We start from the raw sequence: 12,327 nt of genomic DNA, 5'->3' as shown, positions 1-12,327 counted from the left end.
CCCCCTGAAGGGTCGTCCAAGACCAGGACGTTGATAGGTCGGGTGTGGAAGCGCAGCAATGCGTTAAGCTAACCGATACTAATTGCCCGTGCGGCTTGACCCTATAACAGTGAACTTCAGTTCCTGTATAGAACAACCAAAGTCATACAATCACCCCCCACCCTTACTTCTTCCATCAGGTATCCCGAACCAGGGCCTTTACTGATCCCTGATCCCCGATCCCTGACCTCTGTTTTAGTCTGGTGTCCATAGCGTCTTGGTACCACCCCTTCCCATCCCGAACAGGACCGTGAAACGAGACCGCGCCGATGATAGTGCACTTCACCGTGTGCGAAAGTAGGTCAACGCCAGACTACCCCACCCAAAACCCCCTCCCGATTCTCCGGGCAGGGGGTTTTTATTTGGCAGACCAATGGGTTGGAATTCAATTCTTTTGGCATTTGATCCGGGCTGTGCCGTCCGGCCGAATGCAGAGCAAGAAGCGGAAATATCGAAGTCGCGCAGATATGCCCAAAGTCAGGGATCGCGTGTTGTGAGAAAACTACAACATCGAACCGAAACCGATTGAAATTTGCGACGGCAATTGCTCCGTCGCGCCCCTTAAAGCAAAATGCCTCCAGCTTCCCGATTCGGGCAGTGACAGCGAGCAGTGACCGACCACGTGGTGTCATTGCAGACTGTACAAACCAACTCTCTTTTTGGAGAAATCTATGCAAAAAAAAATTATCGCTCTGGCCGTCGCCGGCCTGATGTCGGGTGCCGCTTTCGCCCAGTCGAACGTGACCATCTCCGGTCTGATGCGCATGTCGGTCGAGCAGTACAAGCTCAACAGCGTTGTCGCCGGCTCCCAAGCTTCGGCTGAAAACCGTGTTTCCGACCAGTCCTCGATGCTGGTGTTCTCGGGCAAGGAAGATCTGGGCGGTGGCATGTACGCCGGTTTCGTCCTCGACAGCCGTGTGGGATCTGACGTTACAGGCGTTTCCGCAGCAACCGGCCAAACCGGTAACACCTTGGTTAGTGGCAATAGCAACATGCACCTCGGTGGCAACTGGGGCCGTGTCGCCGTCGGCCGTCAAGACTTGCACTATGGTACAGCGATCGAGTCGTACAAGGCCTACACCCTGCAAAACATCCTGAGCAACGGCATTTTCGCTCAAATGGGCACTGGCGCCTCCATTGCCAACGCCACACGTACGCCGAACGTGATCATGTACGACAGCCCGAATATGTCCGGTTTCAGCGGACGTCTGGCCGTTTCGACCTCCTGGAACGCAGCAGCTGCGGCTCCGGGTGCCAACGAAGGTACAGGCAAGCGCCTCGTCGGTGCCGCCGATCCTGGCAAGGGCAGCGCCACCAACCTGGCCTTGAACTATGCCAACGGCCCGATCAAAGCTGGCTACAGCTACTGGCGTGCCACGGTGGAAGGCGGCAAGACCGCCGCCGCCGGTGATCAGCGCGGCGACACGCTGCAGTTTGGCTACACCTTCCCGATGGGCGTTGCAGTTGGACTGGGCTGGAACAAGTCCAAGCAAGACTTCACCACTGGTGAAATTTCGCGTACCGCTTGGGTGCTGCCGATCTCCTACACGTTTGGCGCCAATCAGGTCGCCTTCACGTATGCCAAGGCTGGCAACACCAGCACGATCGCTGATTCCGGCGCCAGTGCCTACACTCTGGCCTACGGCTATTCGCTGTCGAAGCGCACCAACATCGGCGTCAGCTACTCCAAGATGGACAACAAGTCGGGTGGTAGCTATGACCTGTTCGGTCTCGCTGCCAACGGTGCTACCGGCACTGCCGCAGGCGAGGATTCCAGCCAGTTCGCTGTCAACATGAACCACTCGTTCTAATCGACCTCCGTCGATCTGAAACGAAAGCAGTTGCAGCACAGAACGGCCACCTTCGGGTGGCCGTTTTCATTGGTTCTGAGCAGAGTAATAGGGGACAGACCACGGTTTCCTGCTAAGCTTCGTTTATTTTCGCGTAGTGGAGTTGCGTATGCCCCGCCGTTCGCGTCTGGTCTTGCCGGGCGTTCCCCTTCATCTGATACAGCGTGGCAACAATCGCCAAGCCTGCTTCTTTGCCGACGAGGACTATCGCTTCTACCTCGACTGGCTGGCCGAACACGCCGGCAAGACCGGTTGCCGCATCCATGCCTATGCATTGATGACCAATCACGTCCATCTGCTCGTCTCGGCGGACCGCGCGGAGGCGCCAGGGGCGTTGATGAAGGCCCTTGGTCAGCGTTACGTGCAATATGTGAATCGCATTTATCGACGCAGCGGCACGCTGTGGGAAGGACGTTTTCGCTCATGTCTGATTCAGGAGGGCGCCTATCTGCTGGCCTGTCAGCGCTATATCGAACTGAATCCGGTGAGAGCGGGAATGGTCGAACATCCGGCCGAATACCGTTGGTCGAGCTATCGGGCCAACGGGCAGGGCGAGGACACAACCTCGATTAGCGTACATCCACTCTATGAAGCGCTTGGGCTCGACGCGCCAAGCCGGCAGGCAGCTTATCGGGAATTGTTCCGTTACGAATTGGAACCGGGTCTGGTGGATCAGATCCGGCGGGCGACGAACGGCAATTTCGCGCTGGGCAACGAGCGATTCGCGGCTGATGCAGCAGCGATGCTGGGCAGACGAGTGGTTCCAGGCAAATCAGGACGGCCGCGCATGGTGGCGGCACCGGAATCGAAAGTCTTGCCTTTTGACTAATGCCGCAAAAACGTGGTCTGTCCCCGGTTTTCCCCCCCGGTTTTCCCCCCGGTTTCCCCGGTTTTCCGGTTCAATAGTCGGCGCTGGCGAGACGGCGGGATAGTCGCCTCGCCGTAACCTATCGATTATTTCGCGAGTGCGACCGGTACGTAAGGACTATCCGGATTGACGGTTAGTGTTTGGCTCGATGGATGTAGTACCAAGTCCATCATTTCCATCGGGACGGCTCCCAGCAAGGGCTCGTCACCCAAGACAAGGGCAGACAGGTCGCAGTATCGATCGGCGAAATGGACGCGAAGTGGCCCGATCATGGGAACAGCTTTACGCGACCCATCAGCCAAGATGATTTCCCGGGTTCCGGCTTCCTCGGTGTCGAAACCAAGTTGAACCGCTATGTGCTGTGGCACGGTAAGGAACACCGACCCCGAATCCACCAGTGCTTTCACTTCCAGTCGTCGCTTGGGGAAAATCGACTCCAGTGCAATATCCGCGTATGTAATTCCCATTCGAGTTCTCCTAGCCGAAGCAGCTTAACAACTTCAGAGTAACACCAGATTATCCCGATGGATCAATTCCGCGCTATCGATGTAGCCCAGCAGGGCTTCGATGTCCTGCGTGCCGTGGCCGGCGATGCGGCGGGCTTCGGAACTTGAATAATTGATCAGGCCGCGCGCGATTTCGCGACCCTCTGGAGTTCGGCAGGCAACGGCGGCACCGCGCTGGAAGTCACCCTCGACGCGCGTCACACCCACCGCCAGCAGGCTGCGGCCACCGCCCAGCGCCTTTACGGCACCGGCATCCAGAGTGAGCGCGCCGGCCAGCTGCAGGTGGTCGGCCAGCCATTGCTTGCGCGCCGCCAGCGGCGATTCGGCCGCGTAGAGCAGCGTGCCGATGTTTGTGCCGCGTGCCGCGGCCAGCAGCGAATCGGGTTCGCGTCCGCTGACGATCAGGGTGTGGGCACCGCTACGCGCCGCACGCTGGGCGGCGCGTATCTTGGTGATCATGCCACCCTTGGAAATACTGGAGCCGGCGCCGCCGGCCATGGCCTCGAAGCGTCGGTCGTCGGCGCGTCCTTCCTTGATCAGGGTCGCGGCGGGATCCTGCCGTGGATCGGCGCTGTAGAGGCCTTTCTGATCGGTGAGGATGACCAGCGCCTCGGCCTCGATCAGGTTCGCCACCAGCGCGCCCAGGGTGTCGTTGTCGCCGAACTTGATTTCGTCGGTGACGACCGTGTCGTTCTCGTTGATGATCGGCACTACGCCAAGGTCGAGCAGTGTCTGCAGGGTCGACCGGGCGTTGAGGTAACGGGTGCGGTCGGCCAGGTCTTCGTGCGTGAGAAGGATTTGCGCCGCCTTCAGGCCATGGTCGAGAAAAGTCGTCTCATACGCTTGGGCGAGGCCCATCTGGCCGACGGCGGCGGCCGCCTGCAGGTCGTGCATGGCGTGGGGCCGTGCTGTCCATCCGAGGCGCTGCATGCCGGCGGCAATGGCGCCGGAGGAGACCAGCAGGACCTGACGGCCCTCGCCGTGCAGAGCGGCGATCTGGCGTGCGCAATCGGCAATGAAAGCATGGTCGAGCCCCTGGCCGTTGTTGGTGACCAGCGCGCTGCCGACCTTGACGACGAGGCGCCTGGCCTCAGCGATCTGCGTTCTCATGCCTTGCGGTGTTGTTCCAGGTAATCCATTACGGCAAACGTGACTTCCCGACAGCCGTGGCCGGAAATGGCTGAGATCGCGAAATGCTTCTTCGGCTTGTAGCTCTTCACCAGCGCGGCGATGCGCGCCTCGCGCTCGCCATCCGGCACCAGGTCGATCTTGTTGATCAGCAGCCAGCGCGGCTTCTTGTAAAGCGCCTCATCGTACTTCTTCAATTCCTTGAGGATGGCCCTGGCGTCCGTGGCGGGATCGGCGCCGGGGTCGAAGGGCGCAAGGTCGACCAGGTGCAGCAGCAGGCCGGTGCGCTGCAGGTGCTTGAGGAAGCGGTGGCCAAGGCCGGCGCCTTCCGCCGCTCCCTCGATCAGTCCGGGGATGTCGGCGATGACGAAGCTGCGATTGTCGTCCACGCGGACCACGCCGAGATTGGGGTGCAAGGTGGTGAAGGGGTAGTCGGCAACCTTGGGCTTCGCCGCCGAAACGGCACGGATGAAGGTGGACTTGCCGGCATTGGGCAGGCCCAGCAGGCCGATGTCGGCCAGTACCTTGAGCTCGAGTTGCAGTTCGCGCTTTTCGCCCTCCTGACCCGGAGTGCTCTGGCGCGGCGCACGGTTGGTGCTGGACTTGAAGCGTGCATTGCCCAGGCCGCCATTGCCGCCCTTGGCGACGAGGAAGCGCTTGCCGTCGGTATCGAGGTCGGCGACCAGCTCGCCAGTGTTGCTGTCGGTGATCACCGTTCCCACCGGCATGCGCAGTATCAGGTCCTCGCCACCCTTGCCGAAGCGGTCGGAGCCGTGCCCCTGCTCGCCCTTCTGGCCGCGAAACACGCGGGTGTAGCGGAAATCGATCAGGGTATTGAGGTTGCGGTCGGCGACGGCCCAGATGCTGGCGCCCTTGCCGCCGTCGCCGCCGTCGGGGCCGCCGAGCGGAATGTATTTTTCGCGGCGAAACGAAACCGAGCCGTTGCCGCCGTCGCCGGCAAGGACCTCAATGCGCGCTTCGTCGAAGAATTTCATGGGGCTGAAAGCGCGAAAGCCCTATCTCGACGATAGGGCTTTCGTCGCGGAAGGGTTGGCTTTTTAGGCTGCCGCCGGGACGATGCTGACGGTGCGACGCTTGGCCGGACCCTTGATGGCGAACTGCACGGTGCCGTCGATCTTGGCGAACAGCGTGTGGTCCTTGCCCATGCCGACGTTGTCGCCGGGATGGAACTCGGTGCCGCGCTGCCGCACGATGATGCTGCCGGCGGAAATCAGCTCGCCGCCGTAGCTCTTGACGCCCAGGCGTTTCGATTCCGAGTCGCGGCCGTTACGGGAACTGCCGCCTGCTTTTTTGTGTGCCATGTTTTTGCTCCTGATTCTCTCGTCGGGATCAGGCGGCGATGCCGCTGATCTCGATTTCCGTGAAGTTCTGGCGATGGCCCTGGTGCTTCTGGTAGTGCTTGCGACGGCGCATCTTGAAAATGGTGACCTTGGGATGACGGCCCTGAGCTATCACTTTCGCCGTGACCTTGGCGCCGGCGAGCATGGGAGAACCGATCTTGACCGATTCGCCTTCGCCGACCATGAGCACCTGGTCGAGAGTGATTTCAGTGCCTACATCAGCCGGTATCTGTTCTATTTTGAGTTTTTCGCCAGCGGCAACGCGATACTGCTTGCCACCGGTTTTTATGACCGCATACATGATGGAGACTCCAATGGGATGACGCAAAGAACCGCGCAGTATACCGATCGTCCTGCCGGCGGTCAATGTGTTTTCGGCGTTGGTTTCGGCGCCTGGTAGCCGATCGCCAGCGAAATCGCGTCGGCGGTTTGCTTGACGCGCTCGATCCAGTCCGGGTTGTGGCGCTCGGCCGGGGCGGACACCGAAAGGCCGGCGACCAGTTCACCGCTGTCGTCGCGCACCGGGGCGGCGACGCAGCGCAGGCCCTGCTCGATTTCCTCGTTGTCGAAGGCGATGCCGTGGCGTCGCGCCCGGTCGACGTCGCGCTCCAGGGCGGCGACGGTGGTCAGCGAGGTCGGCGTGTAGCCGGGAAGGCCGGTACGTCGGGCGTACTCGCGGAGCTTCTGCGGGCCATCCTCGGCCAGGTAGAGCTTGCCCACGGCGGTGACGTGCAACGGCGCCCGCGCGCCCACCAGGTGCACCACGCGGATCGACGAGCGGCCGCTGGAAGTGCGTTCGACATAGACGATCTCGTCGCCCTGGCGCACCCCGAGGTTGACGCTTTCGCCGATTTCGCGGTGCAGGCGTTCCATCAGCGGCATCGCCGCCTTGCCGATGCTGATGCGCGACTTGACGACATTGCCCAGTTCCAGCAGGCGGATGCCGAGGCGGTAGGTGCCGGGATCGGCGCGCTCGACAAAACCCGAGGCGGACATCGCGGCGAGGATGCGGTGCGCGGTCGAGGGATGCAAGCCGGTCTCCAGCGCCAGTTGCTTGAGGCTCACCGGATCAGGGTGGTAGGACAGCACATCGAGCAGTTTCATCATGCGCTCGATGACCTGGATGCCGGCGCGGGGTTCCGCTGCGGCTTCCGCGCGAGGTGTGGGCACGGCAATCTCTTCGTGACGACGGGAGTTCGGATACTATAGCAAAAGCCATCGTCGGCCATCGGCGATAAATAACAACGACATACGGAGAGACGCCTTGGCAAACATGCGCGTGGGACTGTTCGTGACCTGCCTGGTGGACCTGATGCGCCCGAGCATCGGTTTTGCCGCCCTGAAACTGCTGGAAAACGCCGGTTGCGAAGTGGTCGTGCCGGACACGCAGACCTGTTGCGGCCAGCCGGCATGGAATTCCGGCGACAAGCCCGGAGCGGAGGCGCTGGCGAAGAAGACCATTGCCGAGTTCGAGGGCTTCGACTACGTCGTGGTGCCTTCCGGATCCTGCGGCGACCATATCCGCACCGAATACCTGGGCATGTTTGCCACCGAACCCGAGTGGCGCGACCGCGCCACCGCGATGGCGGCGCGCACCTTCGAACTCACCGATTTCCTCGTCAGCGTACTGAAGGTCGAGGCCGTTCCCGGCAGCTACACGGGCAGCGTGACCTACCACGATTCCTGCACCGGCCTGCGCAGTCTCGGCATCAAGGCGCAGCCGCGGATGCTGCTGGCCAAGGTCAAGGGCGTGGAACTCAAGGAGATGAATGGCTGCGAGGAGTGCTGCGGTTTCGGCGGCACCTTTTCGGTCAAGTTCGGCGACGTCTCGGCGGCCATCGCCGAGCGCAAGTGCGACTTCATCCACTCCAGCGGCGCCCGCGCGGTGGCCGGCGGCGACCTCGGTTGCCTGCTCAACATCGAGGGCAAGTTGCGGCGCATGGGCGACGAGACGACGCGCGTGCTGCACGTGGCCGAAATCCTCGCCGGGGAGGCCTGAGCCGTGGAAATCAAATCGATGCGTTTCAAGGCCAACGCCTCGGCGTCGCTGGCCAACGTGGTCCTGCAGGGCAACCTGAAGAATGCCAAGGGCAAGTTCGTCACCAAGCGCGCCGAGGCGCTCAAGGACCTCGACGACTTCGAGGGCACGCGCGATGCGGCGAAGGCGATCCGCAACAAGGTGATCGACAACCTCGACCTGTGGCTGGAACGCTTCGAGCGCAAGGCGCTGGACACCGGCGCGCACGTGCTGTGGGCCAAGGACGGCGCGGAGGTCTGCCGCCTGGTGACGGAGATCGCCAGGAAGCACGGTGTGAAGAAGGTCACCAAGTCGAAGTCGATGCTCTCCGAGGAGGCCGGGCTCAACCAGGCCCTCGAAGCGGCCGGTATCCAGCCGGTGGAGACTGACCTCGGCGAATATATCCTGCAGGTGGACAACAACGAGCCGCCCAGCCACATCATCGCGCCGGCCGTGCACAAGAGCCTGGACGACGTCGCCGACCTGTTCCACAAGGTGCACGGCACACCGCGCAAGACCGAAATCCCGGCGCTGACGCGCGAGGCGCGCGAGGTGCTGCGCGGGCATTTCCTGACCGCCGAAATGGGCCTTTCAGGCGGCAACTTCCTCGTCGCCGAGACCGGTTCGGTGGCCCTGGTCACCAACGAGGGCAACGGCCGCATGGTGACTACACTGCCGAAAGTTCATGTGGTGATCACCGGCATCGAAAAAGTGATCCCGACCCTGGAGGACTTGTCGACCCTGATGCGGCTGCTGCCGCGCTCCGCCACCGGGCAGTCGATCTCGAACTATTTTTCCATCCTCACCGGGGTCAAGAAACCCGAGGAGCATGACGGTCCCGAGCATCTGTATTTCGTGCTGGTCGACAGCGGCCGCGCCGATGTGATCGGCGGCGAATTCCACGAGATGCTGCGTTGCATCCGCTGCGGCGCCTGCATGAACCACTGCCCGGTGTACCAGACCATCGGCGGCCACGCCTACGGCTGGGTCTATCCGGGGCCGATGGGATCGGTGCTGACGCCGCTTTACGCCGGGATCGAGAACTCGATCGACCTGCCGCACGCGGCGACGCTGTGCAACCAGTGCGGCATCGTCTGTCCGGTGGGCATTCCGCTGCCCGAACTGCTGCGCAAGCTGCGCGAGAAGCAGACCGACGCCGGCCTGCGCCCGCTCACCGAGCGCATCGGCTTGCGCCTGTGGGCCTGGGTGGCGCAGCAGCCGAAGCTCTACGCGCTGGGCGCGCGCTTCGGGGTGCGCTACCTCAAGTGGCTGGCCGGCAAATCCGATCGCATCAGCCTGTTGCCGATGGCCCCGGAATGGACCCGCGGCCGTGACTTCCCGGCGCCGCAGGGCAAGACCTTCCGCGAAATGTACGCCGCCAGGAGGAAAGCAGCATGATTACAGCCATCCCCCCTTCCCCCTTCCCACGTAAGGGGGTGATCTGTGTTCGCGGGCATTGCCCGCTCCGGTTTGTTGACTTGCTGCCTCCTTGGGACGGCCCGGCGGAGGCAGCATGAGCTCCCGTGATGACATCCTCGGCCGCGTCCGCGCCGGCCTCCAGCGCAACGCGGGCAATGCGGCCGCGGGGCGCGAGATCATGCAGGCCGCGATGGAAGGCCGGATCGAAGGGCCCAAGCCGGCCATGGACACCGCGCCCGCGGCGCTGCTCGAACGCTTCCGCGTCAAGTCGGAACTGCAATCCAGCACCGTGGAGGTGGTGGCGCAGGAGTCCGAGGTGCCGGCGGCGGTCGCCCGCTACCTGGCGGCGATGAACCTGCCGACGACGGCGGTGGTCCAGCCGGCGCTGGCGGCCCTGGACTGGGCCGCGGCAGGGTTGAAGGTCGAGGCGCGCGGTGCGCGCGATGCCGACCTGGTCGGCATCACCGGCTGCTTCTGCGCGGTCGCCGAAACCGGCACGCTGATGATGTGCTCCTCCCCCGACGCGCCCGCCACGGTCAGCCTGCTGCCAGAAACCCATGTCGCCGTGGTGCGCGCCGCGCGCATCCTGCCGTACATGGAGGACGCCTGGAACCTGGCGCGCGCGGAACTTGGCACCTTGCCGCGCGCGGTGAATTTCATTTCCGGGCCGTCGCGCACCGGCGACATCGAGCAGACCATCGTGCTCGGCGCGCACGGGCCGTACCGGGTACACCTGGTCATCGTCGAGGGATGAGAGCCGGCATGAGGGAAATTGAATCCCCCGTTCGGGCTGAGCGTGTCGAAGCCCCTCGCGCCCTTCGACAAGCTCAGGGCCTACGGTCAGATTGCCGCCGGCACCCATAGGATGCGCTACTTGCTGGCCCTGCTGGCCCTGCTTTTCGCCGTGTCGCCAGCGCCGACTCTTGCCCAGATCGGCGACGAAGTTCTGCCGCCGGCCTTCGTCGAAACCCTGCTCGAACTGCCCGACGATGCCGCGCAGGCCGCAAAGTCGGGCAAGCGCCTGCTGCTCTATTTCGGCCAGCAGGGCTGTCCCTACTGCAAGGAACTGATGCAGACCAGCTTCACGCAGAAGGACATCGTGGACAAGGTGAACAAGCATTTCGTCGCCATCGCCTTCAATCTTTTCGGCGACCGCGAAGTGACCTGGTTCGACGGCAAGGTTCGCAGCGAGAAGGAGTTCGCCAAATTCCTCAAGGTGCAGTTCACGCCGACGCTGCTGCTGCTGGACGAGAAGGGCGGCATCATCGCGCGCATCAACGGCTATTACCCGCCGCACCGTTTTTCGGCGGCGCTCGACTACTCGGCGCAGCGGTTGGAGCGCAAGCGCGATTTCGCCGAGCACATGAAGGCGGTGCCGCAAACCGGCGCCAGCGCCACGCTCAACGAGCAGCCCTTTTTCGTCAAGGCGCCCTTTGACCTGGCGCGCAAGCCCGCCGGCAAGCCGCTGGCGGTGCTGTTTGAAACCCGCCATTGCGGGCCGTGCGACGAACTGCACACGGAAGGCTTCAAGCGCGACGCGACGCGGGCCGCGCTGGCGCGTTTCGACGTCGCGCGCTTTTCGCTGGCGGGACGCGAGAACCTGACCACGCCCGACGGCCGTCGCATGACGGCGGAAGCCTGGGGCCGCGAACTCAAAATCAGCTACACGCCGAGCGTGGTGTTCTTCGACGACCGGGGCAAGGAAGTGTTCCGCCTCGAAGCCTACCTGCGGCCCTTCCACTTCGCCTCGTCCTTCGAGTATGTCGCCAGTGGCGCCTACAAAAAGGAGCTGGAGTTCCAGCGCTTCCTGCAGCTCAAGGCCGAGCACCTGAAGGAGCGCGGCGAGAAGCTGGAGCTCTGGAGGTAGGGCCCTTTCTCACTACGGCGGCCGCATCGCCGTGATATGGACGCGCCCTGATCAACGCCGCAGGCGCTTTTCGATCTCGATGATTACCATCGCCGCCAGCGCGATGGCGGCGATCTCTCCCCAGGCGCGTGCATCGATGGTGGTGGTGGCAAAGGCGGCGTTGAGCGGCGCCCAATAGGTGATCGCCAGTTGCAGCAGGAGTTGCAGCCCGGCGCCGGCCCATACCCATGGATTCGAGAAGGCGTTGATGGCCGTCACCGGCAGGCGCAGCGAACGGCAGCTGAACAGATAGACTACCTCGATGGCGACGAAGACGTTCATCGCGATGGTGCGCGCCTGGGCCATGTCCTGGCCGCGCTCCAGCGCCAGCAGGAACATGCCGAACGAGCCGGCCAGCATCAGCACGCCGACCAGTACGATGCGCCCGATCAGCACGCCGTCTAGCACCGGCGCCGCGGGCGGGCGCGGCGGGCGGTGCATGATGCCGCGCTCGGCCGGCTCGAAGGCAAGCGGCAGGCCGAGCAGCACGGCGGTGGTCATGTTGATCCAGAGGATCTGCAGCGGCGTGATCGGCAGCGTGACCCCGGCGACGATGGCGGCGAGGATCACCAGGCCTTCGCCGAAGTTGGTCGGCAGGGTCCAGGTGATGAACTTCACCAGGTTGTCGTAGATGCCGCGGCCTTCCTCCACGGCCGCTTCGATGGTGGCGAAGTTGTCGTCGGTCAGCACCATCGCCGCCGCCTCCTTGGCCACGTCGGTGCCGCCCTGGCCCATGGCGATGCCGATGTCGGCCTGCTTCAGCGCCGGCGCGTCGTTCACGCCGTCGCCGGTCATGGCGACGACCTCGCCCTGCGCCTGCAGCGCGCGCACCAGGCGCAGCTTTTGTTCCGGTTCGACCCGGGCGAAAACGTGCACCATGCTTGCCGCCGCCATCAGCGCCACGTCGTCCAGTTGCGCCAGGTCGCGCCCGGTGAGCACCCGCGCCGCCGGGCCATCCTTGACGATGCCGATTTGTCCGGCAATCGAGCGCGCGGTGTCGGCGTGGTCGCCGGTGATCATCTTCACCACGATGCCGGCAGCATGGCAGGCGCGCACCGCGGCGATCGCCTGCCTGCGCGGGGGGTCCATCATCGCCGCGAGGCCGAGGAAGCTCAGTCCGCTGTCGAGCGTCGCCTCATTTAGTTCGGCTTCCGCCTGCGCCGCGCGTCGCGCCAGGGCCAGCACCCGCAAGCCGCGGGCGGCCATGCTCGCCGCGGCGGCGGCGACCAGTTC

At 63.6% G+C, this 12,327-nt stretch carries 13 protein-coding genes and 2 rRNA genes; 8 read left to right on the top strand and 7 right to left on the bottom strand.

The window, feature by feature from the left end; genetic code table 11:
- The 4 genes from J0M27_RS20525 to J0M27_RS20510 all read left to right on the top strand — a co-directional run.
- Positions 1 to 103 (top strand): 23S ribosomal RNA (locus tag J0M27_RS20525); the annotation flags it as partial.
- 135 nt (positions 104 to 238) lie between these two features.
- Positions 239 to 353: ribosomal RNA gene (gene rrf, locus J0M27_RS20520) — 5S ribosomal RNA — on the top strand.
- A 357-nt stretch (positions 354 to 710) separates the two neighbouring features.
- Entirely contained in the window at positions 711 to 1,850 is a 1,140-nt protein-coding gene (locus tag J0M27_RS20515) for a porin (RefSeq protein WP_294996346.1), read from the top strand.
- A gap of 148 nt (positions 1,851 to 1,998) precedes the next feature.
- A complete protein-coding gene (locus J0M27_RS20510) occupies positions 1,999 to 2,718 on the top strand; it encodes a transposase (protein WP_294996343.1) in 720 nt (239 codons plus the stop codon).
- A gap of 125 nt (positions 2,719 to 2,843) precedes the next feature.
- Here J0M27_RS20510 and J0M27_RS20505 read toward each other — a convergent pair whose 3' ends face one another.
- The 6 genes from J0M27_RS20505 to J0M27_RS20480 all read right to left on the bottom strand — a co-directional run bounded on the left by J0M27_RS20505 (position 2,844) and on the right by J0M27_RS20480 (position 6,922).
- Positions 2,844 to 3,224 carry a hypothetical protein gene (locus J0M27_RS20505; RefSeq protein WP_294996341.1) on the bottom strand — a complete coding sequence of 127 codons (381 nt, stop codon included), beginning with the start codon at positions 3,222 to 3,224 and terminating at the stop codon, positions 2,844 to 2,846.
- A gap of 33 nt (positions 3,225 to 3,257) precedes the next feature.
- Positions 3,258 to 4,373 (bottom strand): glutamate 5-kinase, encoded by a 1,116-nt coding sequence (gene proB / locus J0M27_RS20500; RefSeq protein ID WP_294996338.1) that lies wholly within the window; start codon positions 4,371 to 4,373, stop codon positions 3,258 to 3,260.
- The gene (gene cgtA / locus J0M27_RS20495) at positions 4,370 to 5,386 is read right to left on the bottom strand and encodes an Obg family GTPase CgtA (RefSeq protein ID WP_294996335.1); all 1,017 of its coding nucleotides are present in this window, start codon (positions 5,384 to 5,386) and stop codon (positions 4,370 to 4,372) included. The genes proB and cgtA overlap by 4 nt, the downstream gene beginning before the upstream one ends.
- 63 nt (positions 5,387 to 5,449) lie before the next feature.
- Positions 5,450 to 5,713, bottom strand: coding sequence for a 50S ribosomal protein L27 (rpmA, locus tag J0M27_RS20490; RefSeq protein ID WP_294996334.1), 264 nt, complete (start codon positions 5,711 to 5,713; stop codon positions 5,450 to 5,452).
- A 28-nt stretch (positions 5,714 to 5,741) separates the two neighbouring features.
- Positions 5,742 to 6,053: a 50S ribosomal protein L21 gene (gene rplU, locus J0M27_RS20485; protein WP_041100484.1), complete on the bottom strand. Its 312-nt coding sequence runs from the start codon at positions 6,051 to 6,053 to the stop codon at positions 5,742 to 5,744.
- Positions 6,054 to 6,115: 62 nt separating this feature from the next.
- Positions 6,116 to 6,922, bottom strand: a complete 807-nt coding sequence (locus J0M27_RS20480; RefSeq protein ID WP_294996332.1) for an IclR family transcriptional regulator — start codon at positions 6,920 to 6,922, stop codon at positions 6,116 to 6,118.
- A gap of 103 nt (positions 6,923 to 7,025) precedes the next feature.
- Between J0M27_RS20480 and J0M27_RS20475 the strand changes: the two genes are divergently transcribed.
- The 4 genes from J0M27_RS20475 (at position 7,026) to J0M27_RS20460 (ending at position 11,055) form a co-directional block, all read left to right on the top strand.
- Positions 7,026 to 7,751 (top strand): (Fe-S)-binding protein, encoded by a 726-nt coding sequence (locus J0M27_RS20475; protein ID WP_294996349.1) that lies wholly within the window; start codon positions 7,026 to 7,028, stop codon positions 7,749 to 7,751.
- 3 nt (positions 7,752 to 7,754) lie between these two features.
- Complete coding sequence (locus tag J0M27_RS20470) at positions 7,755 to 9,167, top strand: LutB/LldF family L-lactate oxidation iron-sulfur protein (protein ID WP_294996329.1); 1,413 nt, start codon at positions 7,755 to 7,757, stop codon at positions 9,165 to 9,167.
- 115 nt (positions 9,168 to 9,282) lie between these two features.
- Positions 9,283 to 9,942: a lactate utilization protein C gene (locus J0M27_RS20465; RefSeq protein WP_294996326.1), complete on the top strand. Its 660-nt coding sequence runs from the start codon at positions 9,283 to 9,285 to the stop codon at positions 9,940 to 9,942.
- 42 nt (positions 9,943 to 9,984) lie between these two features.
- Entirely contained in the window at positions 9,985 to 11,055 is a 1,071-nt protein-coding gene (locus J0M27_RS20460) for a thioredoxin fold domain-containing protein (protein WP_294996324.1), read from the top strand.
- Between the two features lie 51 nt (positions 11,056 to 11,106).
- Here the strand turns inward: J0M27_RS20460 and J0M27_RS20455 are convergent.
- Positions 11,107 to 12,327 (bottom strand): HAD-IC family P-type ATPase (locus J0M27_RS20455; protein WP_294996322.1); only part of this gene is annotated, 1,221 nt, incomplete at its 5' end.

The organism is Sulfuritalea sp. (assembly GCF_017302275.1).
In the GTDB taxonomy this organism is placed as follows: domain Bacteria; phylum Pseudomonadota; class Gammaproteobacteria; order Burkholderiales; family Rhodocyclaceae; genus Sulfuritalea.
The sequence above is the reverse complement of the archived record's forward strand: the minus strand, read 5'-3'. Positions and strand labels throughout refer to the sequence as shown.

Coding starts and splice junctions, on each gene's coding strand:
- proB (WP_294996338.1), bottom strand. CDS start 4,373: ATGAGAACGCAGATCGCTGAGGCCAGGCGCCTCGTCGTCAAGGTCGGC.
- rpmA (WP_294996334.1), bottom strand. CDS start 5,713: ATGGCACACAAAAAAGCAGGCGGCAGTTCCCGTAACGGCCGCGACTCG.
- rplU (WP_041100484.1), bottom strand. CDS start 6,053: ATGTATGCGGTCATAAAAACCGGTGGCAAGCAGTATCGCGTTGCCGCT.
- J0M27_RS20465 (WP_294996326.1), top strand. CDS start 9,283: ATGAGCTCCCGTGATGACATCCTCGGCCGCGTCCGCGCCGGCCTCCAG.
- J0M27_RS20515 (WP_294996346.1), top strand. CDS start 711: ATGCAAAAAAAAATTATCGCTCTGGCCGTCGCCGGCCTGATGTCGGGT.
- J0M27_RS20505 (WP_294996341.1), bottom strand. CDS start 3,224: ATGGGAATTACATACGCGGATATTGCACTGGAGTCGATTTTCCCCAAG.
- J0M27_RS20510 (WP_294996343.1), top strand. CDS start 1,999: ATGCCCCGCCGTTCGCGTCTGGTCTTGCCGGGCGTTCCCCTTCATCTG.
- cgtA (WP_294996335.1), bottom strand. CDS start 5,386: ATGAAATTCTTCGACGAAGCGCGCATTGAGGTCCTTGCCGGCGACGGC.
- J0M27_RS20475 (WP_294996349.1), top strand. CDS start 7,026: ATGCGCGTGGGACTGTTCGTGACCTGCCTGGTGGACCTGATGCGCCCG.